Origin of the sequence: Allomuricauda sp. XS_ASV26 (genome assembly GCF_041224615.1) — a bacterium.
GTDB classification, from domain to species: Bacteria; Bacteroidota; Bacteroidia; order Flavobacteriales; family Flavobacteriaceae; genus Flagellimonas; species Flagellimonas alginolytica.
On record NZ_JBGFGK010000031.1, the window covers coordinates 291,531 to 309,894 of the forward strand.

The 18,364-nt window shown below is 41.4% G+C and carries 19 protein-coding genes; 10 read left to right on the plus strand and 9 right to left on the minus strand.

Going from position 1 to position 18,364, the window contains the following annotated elements; translation table 11 throughout:
* Positions 1-58 precede the first annotated feature (58 nt).
* Entirely contained in the window at positions 59-1,573 is a 1,515-nt protein-coding gene (locus AB9K32_RS08780) for a GH3 auxin-responsive promoter family protein (protein WP_224835401.1), read from the plus strand.
* Between the two features lie 172 nt (positions 1,574-1,745).
* A complete protein-coding gene (locus AB9K32_RS08785) occupies positions 1,746-2,285 on the plus strand; it encodes a hypothetical protein (RefSeq protein ID WP_293296580.1) in 540 nt (179 codons plus the stop codon).
* Here the strand turns inward: AB9K32_RS08785 and clpX are convergent.
* From clpX to AB9K32_RS08820, 7 genes are all read right to left on the minus strand, one after another.
* A complete protein-coding gene (gene clpX / locus AB9K32_RS08790; RefSeq protein WP_369884964.1) occupies positions 2,282-3,517 on the minus strand; it encodes an ATP-dependent Clp protease ATP-binding subunit ClpX in 1,236 nt (411 codons plus the stop codon). The genes AB9K32_RS08785 and clpX overlap by 4 nt on opposite strands.
* Before the next feature lie 86 nt (positions 3,518-3,603).
* Positions 3,604-4,281 carry an ATP-dependent Clp endopeptidase proteolytic subunit ClpP gene (gene clpP / locus AB9K32_RS08795; RefSeq protein WP_369884965.1) on the minus strand — a complete coding sequence of 226 codons (678 nt, stop codon included), beginning with the start codon at positions 4,279-4,281 and terminating at the stop codon, positions 3,604-3,606.
* A 90-nt stretch (positions 4,282-4,371) separates the two neighbouring features.
* The gene (tig, locus tag AB9K32_RS08800) at positions 4,372-5,694 is read right to left on the minus strand and encodes a trigger factor (RefSeq protein WP_224835397.1); all 1,323 of its coding nucleotides are present in this window, start codon (positions 5,692-5,694) and stop codon (positions 4,372-4,374) included.
* 99 nt (positions 5,695-5,793) lie between these two features.
* Positions 5,794-6,138, minus strand: a complete 345-nt coding sequence (locus AB9K32_RS08805; protein WP_252079029.1) for a phage holin family protein — start codon at positions 6,136-6,138, stop codon at positions 5,794-5,796.
* A gap of 73 nt (positions 6,139-6,211) precedes the next feature.
* Positions 6,212-7,711 carry a G-D-S-L family lipolytic protein gene (locus AB9K32_RS08810; RefSeq protein ID WP_369884966.1) on the minus strand — a complete coding sequence of 500 codons (1,500 nt, stop codon included), beginning with the start codon at positions 7,709-7,711 and terminating at the stop codon, positions 6,212-6,214.
* 137 nt (positions 7,712-7,848) lie between these two features.
* Entirely contained in the window at positions 7,849-8,619 is a 771-nt protein-coding gene (locus AB9K32_RS08815) for an alpha/beta fold hydrolase (protein WP_369884967.1), read from the minus strand.
* Complete coding sequence (locus AB9K32_RS08820) at positions 8,619-9,335, minus strand: pyridoxine 5'-phosphate synthase (RefSeq protein ID WP_369884968.1); 717 nt, start codon at positions 9,333-9,335, stop codon at positions 8,619-8,621. The genes AB9K32_RS08815 and AB9K32_RS08820 overlap by 1 nt, the downstream gene beginning before the upstream one ends.
* 86 nt (positions 9,336-9,421) lie before the next feature.
* On the opposite strand from AB9K32_RS08820, the gene AB9K32_RS08825 reads away from it, so the two are divergent.
* The 8 genes from AB9K32_RS08825 to murI all read left to right on the plus strand — a co-directional run bounded on the left by AB9K32_RS08825 (position 9,422) and on the right by murI (position 17,478).
* Positions 9,422-10,078: a CBS domain-containing protein gene (locus tag AB9K32_RS08825; protein WP_369884969.1), complete on the plus strand. Its 657-nt coding sequence runs from the start codon at positions 9,422-9,424 to the stop codon at positions 10,076-10,078.
* Between the two features lies 1 nt (position 10,079).
* The gene (locus tag AB9K32_RS08830) at positions 10,080-10,961 is read left to right on the plus strand and encodes an NAD kinase (RefSeq protein WP_224835391.1); all 882 of its coding nucleotides are present in this window, start codon (positions 10,080-10,082) and stop codon (positions 10,959-10,961) included.
* Between the two features lie 112 nt (positions 10,962-11,073).
* Positions 11,074-11,757, plus strand: coding sequence for a DUF6089 family protein (locus tag AB9K32_RS08835; RefSeq protein ID WP_224835390.1), 684 nt, complete (start codon positions 11,074-11,076; stop codon positions 11,755-11,757).
* A 1-nt stretch (position 11,758) separates the two neighbouring features.
* On the plus strand, positions 11,759-12,499 hold the full coding sequence (locus tag AB9K32_RS08840) for an isoprenyl transferase (protein ID WP_224835389.1): 741 nt from the start codon (positions 11,759-11,761) through the stop codon (positions 12,497-12,499).
* A complete protein-coding gene (locus tag AB9K32_RS08845; RefSeq protein WP_224835388.1) occupies positions 12,471-15,134 on the plus strand; it encodes an outer membrane protein assembly factor in 2,664 nt (887 codons plus the stop codon). Before AB9K32_RS08840 ends, AB9K32_RS08845 begins: the two co-directional genes overlap by 29 nt.
* A gap of 98 nt (positions 15,135-15,232) precedes the next feature.
* Positions 15,233-16,054: an OmpH family outer membrane protein gene (locus AB9K32_RS08850; protein WP_224835387.1), complete on the plus strand. Its 822-nt coding sequence runs from the start codon at positions 15,233-15,235 to the stop codon at positions 16,052-16,054.
* A 50-nt stretch (positions 16,055-16,104) separates the two neighbouring features.
* Complete coding sequence (locus AB9K32_RS08855; protein WP_224835386.1) at positions 16,105-16,614, plus strand: OmpH family outer membrane protein; 510 nt, start codon at positions 16,105-16,107, stop codon at positions 16,612-16,614.
* An 84-nt stretch (positions 16,615-16,698) separates the two neighbouring features.
* Complete coding sequence (murI, locus tag AB9K32_RS08860) at positions 16,699-17,478, plus strand: glutamate racemase (protein ID WP_224835385.1); 780 nt, start codon at positions 16,699-16,701, stop codon at positions 17,476-17,478.
* Positions 17,479-17,481: 3 nt separating this feature from the next.
* Here the strand turns inward: murI and AB9K32_RS08865 are convergent, their stop codons facing one another.
* Together AB9K32_RS08865 and AB9K32_RS08870 are read right to left on the minus strand one after the other, a co-directional pair.
* Complete coding sequence (locus AB9K32_RS08865) at positions 17,482-17,973, minus strand: dihydrofolate reductase (RefSeq protein WP_338193310.1); 492 nt, start codon at positions 17,971-17,973, stop codon at positions 17,482-17,484.
* Positions 17,970-18,362, minus strand: coding sequence for a 2TM domain-containing protein (locus tag AB9K32_RS08870; RefSeq protein ID WP_224835383.1), 393 nt, complete (start codon positions 18,360-18,362; stop codon positions 17,970-17,972). Before AB9K32_RS08870 ends, AB9K32_RS08865 begins: the two co-directional genes overlap by 4 nt.
* Between the last annotated feature and the right edge of the window lie 2 nt (positions 18,363-18,364).

An 18,364-nucleotide genomic window follows, 5' to 3' on the forward strand; every position in this document is an offset into this window, starting at 1 on the left:
TAGAAAAGTTATTTTAGCTGTTGCACCAATCTAATTTTCCAGGTTAAAGATACCTAAAATGCCAATACCATTATTCAACTCCATCGCTTCTTGGTTGTTACGCAAACGTTATCACCAAATTGAACTTTTTTTAAAATATCCACTGGATGTTCAGGATGAGGTGTTGCGCAAGCTTTTGGATTTTTCCAAGGACACCATGATCGGTAGGCAATATGGTTTTCCGGACCTGCCAAAGTATGATGAATTCCGCAATAGGGTTCCCATAGTGACCTATGAAGATATTGCCCCGATGATCGAGCGTACCCGTCGTGGGGAACAGAACCTTTTCTGGCCCACTTCTATAAAATGGTTTGCCAAGAGCAGCGGGACCACCAATGCAAAAAGCAAATTTATCCCAGTAAGTGGAGAGGCCCTGGAAGACTGTCACTACAAATCCAGTAAAGACCTGTTGTGCCTTTATTTAAATAATAACGAAAATTCACAATTGTTCACGGGTAAAAGTCTCCGTCTGGGAGGGAGTAAAGAGCTGTACGAGGACAATGGGACTTTTTTTGGTGACCTTTCGGCCATTTTGATCGATAATATGCCTCTTTGGGCAGAATATAGCAGTACGCCCAGTAACAAAGTCTCCCTAATGACCGAATGGGAATCCAAGCTGGAGGCCATTATCGAAGAAAGTATTAGGGAAAATGTGACCAGTTTGGCAGGCGTACCCTCTTGGATGTTGGTATTGCTCAACCAAGTTTTGGAAAAAACGGGAAAGAACCACTTGTTCGAACTTTGGGAGAATTTAGAGGTGTACTTTCATGGAGGTGTGAGTTTTACCCCATATAAGAATCAATATAAAAAATTGTTGCCCCGCAAAAAGTTCAACTACTATGAAACTTATAATGCATCGGAAGGCTTTTTTGGGATTCAAGATCAAAACAGTTCCGACGAATTACTGTTGATGTTGGACTATGGAATATTTTATGAATTTATTCCTATGCACGCTTATGGAGAAGGGGATAAGGCCATTCCGCTTTGGGAAGTGGAAACCGGAGTGAACTATGCTATGGTCATCACCACCAATGCCGGCCTATGGCGATATAAAATTGGGGATACGGTGAGGTTTACGAGCAAAAATCCCTATCGGATAAAGATTACCGGGAGAACTAAACACCATATTAATGTGTTTGGTGAAGAATTGATCATTGAAAATGCCGAGGAAGCCTTAAAGCAAGTCTGTTTAAAAACCGAGGCTGAAATTATGGATTATACCGCAGCTCCCATTTTTATGGCAGGAAAGGAAAAAGGGGCGCACGAATGGATGATCGAGTTTAGAAAACCACCGAAAGATGTCGGCTATTTCACTGAAATGTTGGACAATGCATTAAAATCACTCAACTCTGACTACGAGGCCAAAAGGTACAACAACATAACCTTGAACATGCCAAAGGTGCATTTGGCCAAAGAGAATTTGTTTCATCAATGGCTGAAATCCAAGAATAAATTGGGTGGTCAACATAAAATTCCAAGATTGTCCAATGATCGCGATTGCCTCGAGGAACTTCTTCAAATGAACAAGGGGTAAGCCAGATTTACGGTATCATCAGGAACCAGTACAGAAGTAACGAAAACGTTTTCGTAAAATAATCCCTTTCGTCGTAAAAACTTTTCTCTTGAACAAATAAAAGTGGATTTGGGCCGTTTATTAAAGAACTTTCCCCTATCAATACTTTAAAAACACTAAACCATTAAAAGTCATGTCGGAAAAGCTTGTTGTTATCTCGGATAAATGGGGAGCCAAAAAAGGTCTTTGGATCGCCTCTTACTTTGGCTACTTGCAGCAGTATTATGATATTGAATTTCACGATTGCCAGCAATTGGGAAATGTGGAGGTTTCCATCTATTCGGAGGAGAATATAGATAAGGCCTTTAAAGAAGAAGGTCTGGAGAGAGCGGTAGCCAACTTATTGAGAAAAGAATCGGAGAAGGCCCATTATTTAGCCTTCGGTACTGGTGCCGCCGTTGTTTACAAAGCTGCTCTACAAGGTTTGCCCACCAAGACGATAACCGCTATTTCGGCCACTGGAATAGAGGGGGAAAACCAAATAGCTCCATCCGGTGTGCAACTGATCTATGGGGAATGTGATCAATTAAAGCCAGGAATGAAATGGGCCAAAAGTGTTGGGGCCAATCTAAAGATTGTACCAAATTTTGGGCACACCCTTTACTCGGATGAAAAGATTATCTCTGATGTAAGTTTGTTGTTATTGGAAAATATTACAAAAAAAGCGGTCTAGGAGACCGCTTTTAGTTTTTTAACTGTTTCGTAGGACAGTTTTTTCTCTGCGTATCCTTTGGTAACCTTGAATTCTGTTTCATCGCTGCTTGGTAGGGTAAACATGGCGTCTGTAAAAATGGCTTCGCACAAAGAGCGCAATCCACGTGCACCAAGTTTATATTCCACAGCTTTTTCTACAATGTAATCCAATGCCTGATCGGTAATGGAGAATTTAATATCGTCCATGGCGAACAGTTTTTCGTACTGTTTTATGATGGCATTTTTAGGCTCCGTTAAAATGGCGCGCAAGGTTTTTGCATCCAAAGGATTCATGTGTGTCAGTACAGGAAGTCTTCCTATAATCTCTGGAATAAGTCCGAATTCCTTTAAATCTTTTGGTATAATATATTGGAGTATGTTTTCTTGATCCAGATTTTCTTCGGCCTTGGAAGCACTGTACCCAACTGCCTGCATGTTTAATCGTTTGGTGATGATACGTTCGATACCATCAAAAGCACCACCGGCAACAAATAGGATATTCTCGGTATTTACCTCGATAAATTTTTGGTCCGGGTGTTTGCGTCCACCTTTGGGCGGCACGTTGACCGTTGTGCCTTCCAATAGTTTTAGGAGTCCCTGTTGTACTCCTTCGCCCGATACATCTCGGGTAATCGATGGATTATCGCTTTTACGGGCAATTTTGTCTATTTCGTCAATAAATACAATCCCGCGCTCTGCTTTTTCCAAGTTATAATCGGCAGCCTGCAGCAAACGGGTCAAAATGCTTTCAACGTCCTCTCCTACATAACCGGCTTCCGTTAAAACTGTAGCATCTACAATGGCAAGGGGTACGTTGAGCATTTTGGCAATGGTCTTGGCGATAAGGGTCTTGCCCGTACCTGTTTGCCCTACCATTATAATGTTGCTCTTTTGGATTTCGATTTCCTCGTCCTTGCCTTTGGGCTGCAATAATCTTTTATAGTGGTTGTAGACGGCTACGGACATAACCTTTTTGGTGCGTTCCTGTCCGATTACAAAAGTGTCCAAGAAATCGTGGATCTCCATTGGTTTTTTTAATACCAACTCGGATGATAGATCTTGATTTTTAGTTTGTTTGGACTCTTCGGCCACAATACTGTGGGCTTGTTCTATACATCTATCGCAAATATGCGCATCCAGACCGGCGATCAATAAATTGGTTTCCGGTTTTTTTCTTCCACAAAAAGAACATTCCAAATTTTCCTTTGCCATAAAATTTTATTCTTCAACCATCAATAACGCAAAAATAATGGATTTGTTCTGTGTTAACTGGTTGTTTTGTAATCTATTGAGAAGTTTTACTTTTCCCTTACTAATATTTCGTCGATCATTCCGTACGCTTTGGCTTCTGGGGCCTTCATCCAGAAATCACGATCACTGTCTTCATAAACTTTGTCGAAACTCTGACCTGAGTGCTTGGAAATGATTTCATATAACTCGTCCTTGATCTTTAAGACTTCTTGGGCTGCAATTTCAATATCGCTTGCTTGTCCTTGTGCTCCGGACAGTGGCTGATGGATCATTACCCTTGAGTGGGGCAATCCGCTCCGCTTGCCCTCTTGTCCGGCACATAGCAAAACGGCTGCCATAGATGCGGCGATACCCGTGCAAATGGTAGCAACATCGGGTTTAATAAACTGCATGGTGTCGTAAATGCCTAGACCGGCATATACGCTTCCTCCCGGAGAGTTGATATAGATTTGGATGTCCTTGGAAGCATCAGCACTTTCCAAGAACAGTAGTTGTGCTTGTATAATATTGGCCACCTGATCATTGATCCCGGTTCCCATAAAAATAATCCTATCCATCATCAATCTGGAGAAAACGTCCATGGCAACCGCGTTCAATTGCCTTTCTTCAATAATGTTCGGGGTCATGTTTATGGGATACATTGTACTCATGATCTGGTCATAGTACATGCTGTTTATACCATGGTGCTTGGTAGCGTAGTTTTTGAATTCTTTTCCGTAATCCATAGGATATGACTCGATTTATCTTAAAAAAAAGGTGCCGAAAAATTGGCTTTTCGGCACCGTAAAGATACTTAATTTTCTTTTAGTGGAATCTTAGCTGTACGCTTCCTTGATGAAATCTTCATAGGACACCTCCTTGATCTTAAGGTTGGCTTTTTCCTTATAAAGGTCCAAAAGTTTTTGGCTCATCAATTGTTCGGACAATCTTTTTACTTCGTCCTGGTTGCTCATTACCCTTGCGGCAACACTTTCCAGTTCTTCTTCTTTTGGGTCCATGTGGCCATATTGAGCCATTTGGGACTTAATGAAGCCTTTGGCGAACTCCTTAAGTTCATCGAACTGAACCTGAAGATCGTTCTCTTGAATGATTTTCCCTTCGATCAATTGGTAACGAAGTCCTTTTTCTGATTTTTCGAACTCTTCTTTGGCTTCATCCTCGGTCAAGGGGTTTTCTCCACTGATTTGAATCCACTTTTTAAGGAACTCGGACGGAAGCTCGAATTTGGTTTCGTCAATTAATTTTTCGGTGATATCGTTCAATAACTTCTGATCGGCTTGTTGTTCAAACTGCTTTTCAGAGTCTTCTTTGATCTTGTCCTTCAGTTCTTTTTCGGAACTTACTTTTCCTTCGCCAAACAATTTGTCGAAAAGTTCTTGGTCCAGGGCAGCTGGTTCTCTTTCGTTGATCTCTTCTATTGTAAAGGTAACATCGATCTTAAGGCCATCGGCTTTGTCTGCGGAAATTCCCAAGGCACTCGACAACAAATAGTCTTCTTTAAAAAGACCTTTGCTTGCTAGGGTCACAGTGTCGCCCACTTTTTTACCTACCAGGGCATCAATGGCTTTTTTGCCCTTGATCTTGTCCATTTCGATAGTGGTCTTGTTCTCTATTTCCTCTTCTTGATTGGTGAACGTACCGGTAATTTCATCCTTTTTGCCAACTTCGGACTTGGAGATCAGTTTTCCGTATTGCTTTTGGATACGTTCTACTTGTTCCTCGACCATTTTTTTATCGGCAACAATTTTATATTGGGTCACTGCTTTTTTTGTCTTCAAGTTTACGTCGAAGCTCGGTGCCAATCCCAGTTCAAATTCAAAATCGAGATTGTCTTTGTCCCAATCAAAATCGTCCTGTTGTTTTGGAAGCGGATTTCCAAGAACATCCAACTTTTCTTCGGTAAGATATTTGTTCAGATTGTCTTGGAGCAGTTTGTTAACTTCGTCCACCAAAACAGCTTTGCCGTACTGCTTTTTGATAAGCCCCATAGGAACTTGACCTTTTCTAAAACCAGGAATGTTTGCCTGTTTTCTGTAATCCTTAAGGATTTTCTCTACTTTGTCTTGATAGTCTTCTTTGCTTATGGCAACCTTTACTACTGCATTAAGATCGTCAATCTGCTCTTTGGTTATATTCATTTCCTACCTAATTTGCTTTCTAAAAATGGGATGCAAAAGTAAGTCTTTTTTGAATTGTCGGCAAGTTTTTAAACCGTTGGTTCTCAAACAAAATGAATTCTATTGATCTTCTTTTAAAATGGAGTGTAAAATGGCCTGTAAAATTGCTAGCAACAAACTGAAGATTACCGCCGACCAAAAACCACTTACATAAAATCCATCGATGAGTTTTGCGGCCAATAGAATAATTATGGCATTGATGACCAATAGAAAAAGCCCTAGAGTAAGAATGGTAATGGGCAAGGTGAAAATTACCAATATTGGTTTTACCAAGAAGTTGAGGATGCTCAGTACAACAGCCACTAGAATGGCGGTCATCATGGAGTCGACCCCGACCCCGGGGAGTACATAGCTCAGAATTACTACGGCTATTGCATTTAAAAGAAGTCTCAGTATAAGTTTCATAGTATTTAGTTTTGTCAGTAATAAAAAAAGGCACCGAAATTCGGTGCCCTTAAGATAAGAAAATAATGTTTGTTTAGTCAATATATAACCCGGTGTAATCCAATGGGTTTACGTTGGGTAAATTTGATCCGTATTTTGAATTTATTGCCGCTATAAAAGCGTTGGCAACAATGGCGTAGCCTCTTGGCGACGGGTGAACCCCATCTAAAGAGAATCCTCCGCCTGTTGCGAAAGTTGCGTCAACATTGCTACCATCTGCTTGCTGAAAACCATTGGTGTTCAGTTCGTTCAGCAAGGCGTTGGCATCTACAAAAGCTAGGTCGTAGGCTGTGGCCAAACCTGAAATGGTCTGGTTGTATGCTGTTAATGCGGTTTCCACGGTGGCCTGTTCTTCTGGAGTCAAAACCCATTCGTCTCCAAGGGGAACGGCAACTCCATTAATGGATGTTGGGTTGTTCGGGTCGGCAAGAGTGCCGATGAATGTTCTGGAGGTAAGCACCATTAAATCGTCTTCGGTGGCTTGCCTCATATTGATCAAAGCTGGGTTGTAGCCTGTTAAATCGGTCAAATCTTCATCGATAATTACAACAGCGTTACCTTCACCTGCCGAGAAAGATATGGTTCGCTTTGCCAGTTCGTCCTCTGTGATTATACCCAATCCTTGTAATTGTGCAAGTCCTGCATTATAGGCTCCGTAGCCTTCGGCGCTGTTCAAAAAAGCAGCAGTCGAAGCATCCAAAGGCACTGGATTGTGCGGCACGGTGGTAAAATAAGGAATATCTGTAACGTTGGGAAGGTTGGCAATAACGCCACCTGCACCGTTGGCTGTCATGGTTTGAATAATACCATCCAAGGTGGCTGCGAAAACGTTGGGGTCGGTGATGTCGCTTCTGGAATAGGTGCTAGGGTCCAAGTTGCCTGTTTGGTCAACTCCTGTTCCGCCGCCCGTTGCGTAAATTAAAATATCGTTCGCTCCGACCCATAAGGTGAAAAATGTAGCGCCTTGTGCTGCTGCATCACCTAAGACGGTGGCGGTCTCCGAGGATGAAAATCGTGCGAAGTAAGGATTGGCTGTGCCCATGGCAACCCCTGCGACGCTTCCGTAACCCGGAGCTAACAATTCATAGCTTTTGGCGCCAGGAACACCCATGTTGTTGTATGTTCCGGATAATTTAACGGCTACATCGGTAGAGCCTTGTCCTTCAGCAGGTACAGGACTTGGGCTTGCGCCCAAGAAGGATAGTATAAGTCTGTTGCCGGCAACTACGTTTCCGCCAAGCGTCATGCCTCCTAAATTATCGGCCATAAAAGGGATTTCAAAACTTCCACCTCCTGCAAGGGCGAAATTGGCGGCGAGCATATTGGGGAAAGATGCTGTTTGTCCGTCAATAAATAAAGCATTGTCCGAGAAGCCCGCGGTCAAGGAGTTGCCTATGGCTACGTAGTTGGAAAAATCTGCTGTTCCTGAAGTATATTCTACTGGTGTTGGGTCTGGTGTGTCGATCGGGGTGTCATCTTCACATGCAATCAAGAATAAGCCTAAGAATGGGAGTAAGGCATACAACTTTTTCATATCAAAAAATCTGTTTCAGTTAGTTTATGTTAATTGTTATGGTAACAACCAGAACTAACCAAATCTATATCAAATTTGTCATACAGGCAATAAATTGAGTAAAAAAATTATGCATGCATAATAAATATAGGCCAATTTTATGAATTTAAAAACGCATCGCTTTTTTCGAAAAACTGTTTGGGGTTTTCTGCATGGAGCCAATGTCCAGCTTTATCTATAGTTTCGATAATGGCGATGGGGAAGTGCCTTTTGATCTCGTCGTAGTCGTTAGGTTGGATGTATTCTGAGCGGTCGCCTCTTAAAAATAATGTGGGGCCATTATAAACTGCGGAAGGAAATATATTTTCCCCTATTTCTTCCATGCGGTTTTTGAGTACGTCAAAGTTGAAACGGAACCCTAGCTTTTCTTTTTCCACCCAATAGAGGTTTTTGAGAAGAAACTGTCTAATTCCCCTATCTTTTATGTGTTTGGCCAGTTCATCATCAGCTTCTCGACGATCCGAAATGGTGTTGAAGTCCAAATGTGAAAGCCCGTTAAAAATAAAGTCGTGATGCGGGGGGTAGTATTTTGGGGCAATGTCGGCCACTATTAATTTGGTCACTTTTTTGGGGTGGGATGTTGCCATTTGCATGGCTGTTTTGCCTCCCATGGAGTGTCCCATAACCAATGCCGATTCCACATTGTGGTGCTCCATGTATGTGACCACATCATTGCTCAATACATCATAATTGAACTCTTCGGAGTGGAAACTTTTGCCGTGGTTCCGTTGATCTATCAAATGTACTTCGAATCCATTTTCGGCATATTTGGAGCCCAGGGTTTTCCAGTTGTCGGACATTCCCAGAAATCCATGAAGAATAACAAGTGGCTGGCCTTTGCCCAATATTTTTGAATGTAATATTTGCATTATTTCAATCTATCTAAATACATGTTCACTACATTTTCGAGGCCTAAATAAATGGACTCACATATTAATGCGTGACCGACGGATACCTCTAAAAGGTTAGGAATATGTTCCTTAAAAAACTTGATGTTGTCCAAGCTAAGGTCGTGACCTGCATTTAGGCCAAGGCCAACTTCCTGTGCCATTTTGGCCGCTGCAACAAATGGAGCAATGCTACCTTTCTTGTTGCCTTTGGCAAACGTTTCGGCAAAGCTTTCCGTATAGAGTTCAATGCGGTCGGTGCCGGTTTCTGCCGCTGCTTTTACCATTTCTACGTCGGGATCCACAAAAATAGAAGTGCGGATACCACTTTCTTTAAAGGTTTTGATTACATCCACTAAAAAATCTTTGTGTTTTATAGTGTCCCAACCGGCATTGGAGGTTATGGCATCCTCAGCATCGGGCACCAAGGTGACCTGCGTGGGTTTTGTTTCAAGTACCAAATCAATGAATTTTGGAATGGGGTTGCCCTCAATGTTGTATTCCGTGGAGACCACTTTTTTTAGGTCCCGGGCATCTTGGTAACGGATGTGGCGTTCGTCCGGACGCGGATGTATGGTGATGCCCTGTGCGCCAAAAGATTCGATATCCTTGGTGGAAGTTATCAAGTTGGGTACGTTGCCGCCTCTGGAATTTCTTAAAGTGGCCAGTTTATTTATGTTGACACTTAACTTTGTCATGGAGTTCATTTTTAGAATGTCAAAAATAAGAATTCGGCATGCCTTTTGCCATTTTAAATTAGTATTTTGCACTTAATAGTAGAGATATGCAGATTCAAGATAAAATAATCAATACGGTTCCTGTTTTCAATGTGTCGGAAACTTTAAAAGATGTTATTGCGTTTTTTGAAGAAACCACATTTTCCCATGTTGGAATTACCGAGAACGGAACGTATTTGGGGCTACTGTCAGAAAACGATCTGCCCTGTTTTGATGCGGAAAGGAAAATTGAGGATTTTAGGTTTGAAATGGAGGATTTCTTTGTGACAAAGGAAACTGCTTGGCTGGATGTTTTGGAAATGTTTTCCCGTAACGAGGCCAATGTGCTGCCTGTATTGGACGCAGACCGTTTGATTATCGGGTATTACGACCTGGAGGATATAGTGGATGTATTTATCGATACGCCTTTTTTTAGGGAGCCTGGAGCTATATTGGTGGTTTCCATCGGGATAAAAGATTATTCTTTTAGTGAGATAGCCCAAATCGTAGAAGGCAATAATGCCCGTTTGTTGGGAGCCTTTATTACCGATTCGCACAATGATATTGTGGAAATAACCCTTAAGGTAGGTACGCAAAGCCTAAACGAGGTCACCCAGACCTTTAGGCGGTACAACTATACTATTGTGTTCGGAAACAGCGATGATCAGTTCTTGGAAGATTTGAAGCAGCGTTCCGACTATCTGGAAAAATATCTTAACGTTTAGTATGAAGGTAGCCATATACGGTCAATCTTTTCAAAAGGAAGATCAACTTTGTGTAGAGGAGCTAATGGACGAGTTGAAAAAACTGAATGCTTCCATATATGTAGAGGAATCTTTTTATGCGCTTGTAGCAACGATCACCAAGGAACAAATAAAAGGTACGTTTACCCAATCCAAAGGATTAGATCCATCTTTTGATATGTTCGTGAGTTTTGGTGGAGATGGAACTATGTTGCGGGCCGTTACCTATATTAAGGACTATGGGATTCCTATTGTTGGTGTAAATACCGGGAGACTGGGGTTTTTGTCCACGTTTAAAAAAGAAAATGTCCGAAAACTTGTAACCGAGTTTCAAGCGGGGCATTTTACTATAGAGGAGCGTTCTTTGGTGGAACTGGAACTCGATTCGGAGCTGGACGAATTCAACGGACTCAATTTTGCCTTGAACGAGATTACGGTGAGCAGAAAAGATACCACTTCTATGATCACTGTGGAAACATGGTTGGACGATGAATATTTGACCTCGTATTGGTCCGATGGCCTGATCGTTTCCACACCAACAGGGTCAACAGGTTACTCTTTGAGTTGTGGTGGCCCTGTAATGGTGCCCTCTGCAAAATCGTTGGTGCTAACACCGATTGCGCCGCACAACCTCAATGCGAGGCCATTGGTAATTTCGGACAATACACAAATCAGGTTAAAAGTTTCCGGTAGGGAACACACGCACTTGGTATCCTTGGATTCGCGAATTGCAGATATTCCGAACGGAAAGGAAATTCGAATCAAAAAAGCGGATTTTACCGTTAAAATGATTGAGTACAAATCGGAAAGTTTCCTGAAAACTTTGAGGAATAAATTACTTTGGGGGGAAGATAAACGCAATTGATACGGATAAAAACAATAAATAGAACGAAAAACTGTTTAACAAGGGAGGACAATTTTAAACGTACAACTATAGACCTTCCTTTACTCTTAATACTTGAAACTTTTTGGATCGTATGCGAATAGTTTTGGCAGTTTTTCTGTGCTGTGTGATCAAAGTGAGCGCGCAAACCTACGAGATAGGGGTGTTTGCCGGCGGGGCCAATATGATAGGGGATGTGGGAAGGACCAATTATATCTTACCATCGGGACCTGCATTTGGCGGAATATTTAAATGGAACAAGGGCAAACGCTATGCATGGCGTGGCAGTATACTTTATGGTAGTGTTACGGCTGATGACACTAAATCCAGTATGGAATCCAGGCAACAAAGAGGGTATAAAGTGGATAATTCCATTTTGGAGTTCTCTGCCGGACTGGAAATTAACTTTGTGGAATACAACCTGCACAAGCTCGGACCGGCCTTTACACCATACCTTTACACAGGTTTTACTTACTTCAGGTACGATTTTAATTATATTGATGCCCTTCAAATGCAGGATATTAACCAAAAAGACGGTAGTTTTGCAATTCCAATGACGGTTGGGGCCAAGTATCGTTTAAATCAGTTTTTGATTCTTGGAGCAGAGATCGGGGCCAGATACACCTTTACGGATAATTTGGACGCTAGTAACCCGGAGGGCTCCAATTTTGAACAGTTCCGTTTTGGGAATATATTGAGCGATGACTGGTACGTTTTTACAGGTATAACCTTAACGTATACCTTTGGACGTAAACCTTGCCAGGATTGTTTTCAATAAAATGTACACACTAGAAGAAGTAGACAAAGATAAACTGCCGCAACATGTTGCCATTATAATGGATGGTAACGGTAGATGGGCAAAACAACGGGGAAAGCTCCGTATGTTCGGGCACGAGAATGGTGTTGACGCTGTAAACCAAGCCGTTGAGAATTGTGCCAAACTCAAGATACCTTACCTTACCCTATATGCTTTTTCCACCGAAAATTGGAATCGCCCTAAAACAGAGGTCGATACCTTGATGCGACTTTTGGTCAATGCCCTTAAAAAAGAACTAAAGACCTTGACCAAGCACAATATAAGGTTAAAGGCCATAGGTAAGATCGACACGCTGCCCAAAAAAGTCTATAAAGAACTTACGGAGGTAATGTCCAAAACTGAAAACAATACGGGGATGACCCTTACGTTGGCATTGAGCTATGGCTCTAGGGAAGAGATAAAAACAGCTGTGCAAGAAATAGCGGTCAAAGTTAAAAATAACATAATTTCCCCCGAAAATATTGATGAAACAGTTATAAATACACATCTTTACACGCACTTTTTGCCTGATGTAGACCTACTTATACGCACAAGCGGCGAATGTAGGATAAGTAATTTTTTACTTTGGCAAATAGCATACGCCGAATTATATTTTATTGATGTATTTTGGCCCGACTTTAGAGAAAGTCATTTGGTAGAGGCCATAATAAGTTATCAAAATAGAGAACGACGATTTGGAAAAACGAGCGAACAACTTAACTAAGGGTATCACAAACGCTATACTTTCTACCCTTTTTATCCCCTTATTACTACTATCCACCCAGGCAGTTGCCCAAGAAACCACTTTCGAGGAAGGCAAGCAATATATTTTGGGCGGACTATCTGTAACTGGATTGCAGAGTTACAACGAGCAAACCGTTAAAAGTTACACAGGGTTACGGGTAGGTCAACCCATCAAAGTTCCTGGTGACGAAATAAGTGCAGTGATCAAAAAGTTGTGGAACTTGGATTTGTTCAGCAATGTGGAAATGTTCTACACCAAAGTAGAGGACGACAAAATATTTCTGGAACTCAATATTATGGAGCGTCCAACATTGAACAATGTCACTGTATATGGTGTCAAAAAAAGGAAGGTGGACGATATCATTGACGACACCGACCTTAAAAAAGGTAAAAAAATTACCGAGAGCTTGATCGCAAACACAAAGAACTACCTTCAGAACAAGTACAAAAAACAAGGTTTCCTCAATGCAAAGGTAAGTATTGCCACCGCTACGGATACTACCGGGGCCAATACGCAGAACATGGTCATCAATGTAAACAAAGGCGATAAGGTTAAAATTCGCAAGATCACTTTCGATGGCAATGAGAAACTTTCCAACAAGCGACTCAAAAAGTCTTTAAAAAACACTAAAAAGAAAAAGTTTTACCGTTTCTGGAAAAAGTCCAAATACATCGAAGCCGACTTTGAAGAAGACCTGTCCAATTTGGTCGACACCTATGCGGAAAGAGGGTATAGGGATGCCAGGGTGCTGTCCGACAGCTTTGTAAAGGTCGACGAAAAGAATATAGACCTTGTGATTTCTGTCGAAGAAGGGGACAAGTATTATTTTGGGGATATCAACTTTGTGGGCAACACAGTTTATACCGATAGAATGCTGACCCAATATTTAGGTATCAAAAAAGGTGATACTTACAATGGGGTTCTGTTAAAGGAACGTATCGCAGACGATACAAAGCCAGATGCAGAGGACTTGACCAATCTGTACCAGAACAACGGTTACCTGTTTTCGAGTATTAACCCTGTTGAAGTTTCTGCAGTAAACGATACCATCGATTTTGAGATTCGAATAATAGAAGGCAAGGAAACATTCTTGGACCACGTTACGGTTTCTGGAAACGACAAGACCAATGACCACGTTATTTTTAGGGAAATCCGAACCAGGCCTGGTCAAAAATACAGCAAGGCCAATATTGTTAGAACCATTCGCGAATTGGGCCAACTCGGATTTTTCGATGCAGAGCAGATCGTGCCGGACATTATCAATCCCAACCCTAACGAAGGAACTGTGGATGTAAACTATAGCTTGGTAGAATCCGGATCCAGCCAAATTGAACTCCAAGGTGGTTTTGGGGGTGGAGGTTTTATAGGGACCCTTGGGCTTTCTTTCAGTAATTTTTCCTTAAAGAATATTTTTAACAAAGAGGCCTATCAGCCGGTTCCCATGGGAGATGGTCAAACATTTGCTCTGCGTTTACAGGCGAGTAGAACTTTCCGTGTATATAGTTTAAACTTCTCGGAGCCATGGTTGGGGGGCAAAAAACCGGTCCGATTTAATTTATCGCTATCCAGGACCCAACAATTTGCGACCGGGTTCGATCAAAATGGAAGATTGGATGTGGATAAATCCCGTGGATTTGCCATTACAGGGGTATCTGCTGGTTTGGCAAAAAGAGTGCAATGGCCAGATGACTTTTTTACTATTTCACATTCCTTGAGTTATCAGTTGTACGACTTTAACGATTATAATAGTGGACTGTTCAATTTTGGTAATGGTAACTCCAATTCGCTGAGTTATACCTTTGGTATTTCAAGGAGTTCCCAGGGGCCAAGTAGAATTTTCCCGATGACAGGTTCAAACTTCGAACTAACGGCCAAGTTTACTCCGCCATACTCTTTGTTCAGTAATAAGGACTACGGTCAATTAAAAGATGATATCGACAATACCCTTGAGCGGTTGGATGAATTACAAAATTCCACAGATGCGGAAGAAATATTGGAGCGTGAGCAATTGGCAGAGGATTTGGAACGATTTGAAGAAGAGCGCTTTAAATTGTTGGAGTATTACAAAATCAAGTTCAAAGGCGATTGGTACACCACCCTTGTAGATAAATTGGTGCTGCGCACAAACGCCGAGTTTGGCTTTTTGGGAGCCTACAACCACGATATAGGAGATGTGCCGTTCGAGCGTTTCTATGTCGGTGGGGACGGACTAGGGAACTTTACTTTGGACGGTAGGGATGTAGTTCAATTGCGAGGGTATGAAAACCAGTCGCTTACACCATATATTCCAAATGCCATAACCGGAAATCTTGAGCAGGACGGGGGTACCATTTATAATAAATTCTCCCTGGAGATGAGATATCCGCTAACTTTAAAGCCTTCTGCATCCATTTATGCACTATCATTTTTAGAAGCTGGTAACGCTTTCAACAATTTTAATGACTATAATCCGTTTGAGTTAAAAAGATCTGCCGGAGTGGGGCTACGTATTTTTATGCCGGCATTCGGTCTCTTGGGAATAGATTTTGGTTACGGTTTCGATAGCGATGCTCGTCCAGGATCTGTAGGGCCAAGTGGCTGGCAAACGCACTTCATCATCGGGCAGCAGTTTTAATCAGTGGAAAATTGTGTATTACTAATTTGTAAATAACTCATATTTAATTAATTAGTAATTTTGGCACGATATTTTCTATGTAAAATGCGGAATCAAAGATGAATACCAAAGTTCTTTTATCACTAGTTGTTTTAATGTCCTCCTTGTATGGATTTTCCCAAAGGGGTGTTCGCATTGGGTATGTTGATATGGAGTATATCCTAGAAAATGTGGAAGAGTATAGGGACGCAACACAACAATTAAATGCCAAAGCTCAAAAGTGGAAGCAAGAAATTGAACTAAAGCAAAGTGTTGTCGACCAAATGAAGAAAGATCTAATGGCGGAAAAAGTGCTTCTTACCGATGAGTTGGTCCTTGAGCGTGAAGAAGAAATCCAAATTTTGGAAAAAGAAATGTTGGATTACCAACAAGACCGATTTGGGCCACAAGGAGATTTGGTGTTGCAAAAACAATTGCTGATCCAACCTATACAAGACCAAGTTTTTAATGAAGTACAAAAAATAGGTGCTAATAAAAGATACGATTTTATTTTTGATAAATCAGCAGATGTTGTAATGTTGTATTCCGAAAAACGGCACGATATCAGTGATTTGGTTTTAAGGGAAATAGGTCGCACAAGAAAAATAAGCGCTTCCAATAAAAAACAACAAGAACAAAGCCGTTTGGAGCAGTTCAAGGAAGAAGAGGACAAGATTAGCGATGCCCTAAAAGAAAGACAGGAAAATGCTGCGCAAGCTTTGGAAGAAAAAGAAAAGGCAGCAGAAGAACGAAGAGAGGAAAAGCTAAAGGAACGCGAAGAGCGCAAAAAGGCATACGAAGAACGAAGAAAAAAATTATTGGAAGAGCGCGAGGCCAAACGCAAAGCTAAATTGGAAGAGCGAAAAAAAGCGCAAGAACAACAAAAGGATTCAATAGGATAGTTTTATATTGAAGCACTAAATTTTAAGTCAAAATAGTAACGTAGAGAATCATGAAAAATGTAAAAAGAATCGCTGTGGCCCTAGTATTGTTTGTTGCGGCTACGGGTTTTGTAAACGCACAGAGCAAAGTTGCACATATCAATGTTCAGCAACTATTGTCTGACATGCCAGAGATGAAAGCTGCACAAGCTGAGTTGAAGAAATTACAGGAAACCTATAGAGCGGATATCCAAAGCTCAATGACAGAGCTTCAAAACAAGTATACCCAATACCAAAACGAAGCAACGTCCAAAACAAGAGAAGAAAACGAGCAAAGAGCAGTAGAGCTTCAAGGTTTTGAAAAAAATATTCAGGAAGCGGAACAAGCAGCTATGCAAGAAATGCAAAAAAAGCAACAAGAGTTGTTCTCACCAATCTCCGAAAAGGCCAAAGCAGCTATCGAAAAAGTGGCAGCAGCACAAGGTTACGACTATGTAATCGATGCAAGCCCAGGATTGAGCCTTATCGTGGCCAAAGGAAAAGACCTGTTGCCAGAAGTTAAGAAAGAACTTGGTTTCTAAACCATATCTAAGATTACGTAAAAAAACCGCTTTTATAAAAGCGGTTTTTTTATGCCATAAAATTTTTAGATACTATTTTTAATCATGCCAAAACCAATAGGAATATTCGATTCGGGAGTAGGGGGCACCTCCATTTGGAAGGAAGTTGCAAAAATGTTGCCGCACGAGCATACCATCTATCTGGCCGACAGCGCCAATGCCCCGTATGGAGAAAAGTCAAAAGAAGAGATTTTACGGCTCAGTATTAAAAATACCGAATATTTGGTCCAGCGTGGTTGTAAAATCATCATAGTAGCCTGTAATACCGCTACAACGAACGCAATTGATCATCTACGTTCCCATTACTCAGTACCTTTTATAGGCATAGAACCGGCAATCAAACCTGCAGCACTACAGACGAAAACAAAAAAAGTGGGTGTATTGGCCACTAAAGGAACGCTCTCCAGTAGCTTGTTCCACAATACTTCCAAACTTTTCGCCGAGGGCATAACCGTTTTCGAGCAAGAGGGAAAAGGATTGGTAGAGCTAATAGAGGCCGGTAAAATTGATACAGAAGAGATGAGGAACCTCTTGTCAACGCTTCTTGAACCTATGCTAGAGGAGAATATGGATTGTTTGGTGCTAGGGTGTACACACTATCCTTATCTTGTTCCTGTTTTAAAGGAAATATTGCCAAACAATGTAAATATCATAGATTCAGGTGAAGCCGTGGCCCGTCAAACCAAAACAATCTTGGAGCAGAAAAACTTGCAGACCAAGGTAAATGGTAATCCTGAACATATTTTTTATACCAATGGCGATGTAACGGTTTTAAAAGACCTAATAGATAGCCCCAACGCTAAAGTCTCCTATCTTGATTTTTAATCCCTATTTTCTACGGTAGGTCAAATAAGTGAAATCATATTGGTGCCTGTCGTCCTTTGGGTGGTATTCTTCCTTTACGAGCTCCCATTGGTCCTCATTTATTTCAGGAAAAAAAGCATCCGCTTCAAACTTGCCGTGCACCCGTGTCAATTCAATATCCGTGGCAATGGTCATGCATTGCTTGTAAATTTTTCCGCCACCAATTATAAAAGCGGTCTCGTTATCATCTACTAAATCGATCGCATCGCTAATGGAATGTACCACGGTACATGGGAATTTTGGCACGTAGTCCTCGTCCCGGGTAATGGCAATGTGCGTTCGGTTGGGCAAAGGCTTGGGGAAGCTCTCCAAGGTTTTTCGCCCCATAATGATCTTGTGTCCGGAAGTCAAGGCTTTAAATCGCTTAAAATCATCGGGCAAATGCCAAACTAGATCGTTGTCCTTGCCCAAAGCATTGTTTTCTGCGGCCGCAGCAATGATGATCAATTTTTTCACTGATCTTTTTTTTTATTGATTTTGGAAAGGGGGAAATCGGTTTCTATTTCCTTTTGAAGTTCGCTTATTCGTTTTTTCTGAAGCTCCACCAACCGTTCACGTTGGGATCGCTCCCAATCCTGCCCCATAAATTTATGTGTAACAAACACCTTAAAAGTGTGCATGGCGACCAAAAAGGTCCATATACAGATCAGCCAAATGGACCAATCGTAGGCAACACCATATTTTAAAACTTTGTTGGCAATAATCAAGAAAATACTGCCGATCAGAAATATGACCACATGGGAGTACAACCTCTTCTTCTGTTTTATACGTTTTTGGGCATTTTCCAGAAGTTGGTGCTGTTCCAAATCTATTTCAGGTTTTTTCTTTTTACCAAATGACAACATGG

Bases quoted from the DNA above. Each gene is read 5' to 3' on its own strand.
- AB9K32_RS08815 (WP_369884967.1), bottom strand. From the start codon at position 8,619: ATGCAAATATTACATTCAAAAATATTGGGCAAAGGCCAGCCACTTGTT.
- AB9K32_RS08850 (WP_224835387.1), top strand. From the start codon at position 15,233: ATGAATACCAAAGTTCTTTTATCACTAGTTGTTTTAATGTCCTCCTTG.
- AB9K32_RS08830 (WP_224835391.1), top strand. From the start codon at position 10,080: ATGAAGGTAGCCATATACGGTCAATCTTTTCAAAAGGAAGATCAACTT.
- AB9K32_RS08870 (WP_224835383.1), bottom strand. From the start codon at position 18,362: ATGTTGTCATTTGGTAAAAAGAAAAAACCTGAAATAGATTTGGAACAG.
- AB9K32_RS08785 (WP_293296580.1), top strand. From the start codon at position 1,746: ATGTCGGAAAAGCTTGTTGTTATCTCGGATAAATGGGGAGCCAAAAAA.
- AB9K32_RS08835 (WP_224835390.1), top strand. From the start codon at position 11,074: ATGCGAATAGTTTTGGCAGTTTTTCTGTGCTGTGTGATCAAAGTGAGC.
- AB9K32_RS08825 (WP_369884969.1), top strand. From the start codon at position 9,422: ATGCAGATTCAAGATAAAATAATCAATACGGTTCCTGTTTTCAATGTG.
- AB9K32_RS08805 (WP_252079029.1), bottom strand. From the start codon at position 6,138: ATGAAACTTATACTGAGACTTCTTTTAAATGCAATAGCCGTAGTAATT.
- murI (WP_224835385.1), top strand. From the start codon at position 16,699: ATGCCAAAACCAATAGGAATATTCGATTCGGGAGTAGGGGGCACCTCC.
- clpP (WP_369884965.1), bottom strand. From the start codon at position 4,281: ATGGATTACGGAAAAGAATTCAAAAACTACGCTACCAAGCACCATGGT.
- AB9K32_RS08840 (WP_224835389.1), top strand. From the start codon at position 11,759: ATGTACACACTAGAAGAAGTAGACAAAGATAAACTGCCGCAACATGTT.
- AB9K32_RS08855 (WP_224835386.1), top strand. From the start codon at position 16,105: ATGAAAAATGTAAAAAGAATCGCTGTGGCCCTAGTATTGTTTGTTGCG.
- clpX (WP_369884964.1), bottom strand. From the start codon at position 3,517: ATGGCAAAGGAAAATTTGGAATGTTCTTTTTGTGGAAGAAAAAAACCG.
- AB9K32_RS08810 (WP_369884966.1), bottom strand. From the start codon at position 7,711: ATGAAAAAGTTGTATGCCTTACTCCCATTCTTAGGCTTATTCTTGATT.
- AB9K32_RS08820 (WP_369884968.1), bottom strand. From the start codon at position 9,335: ATGACAAAGTTAAGTGTCAACATAAATAAACTGGCCACTTTAAGAAAT.
- AB9K32_RS08780 (WP_224835401.1), top strand. From the start codon at position 59: ATGCCAATACCATTATTCAACTCCATCGCTTCTTGGTTGTTACGCAAA.
- tig (WP_224835397.1), bottom strand. From the start codon at position 5,694: ATGAATATAACCAAAGAGCAGATTGACGATCTTAATGCAGTAGTAAAG.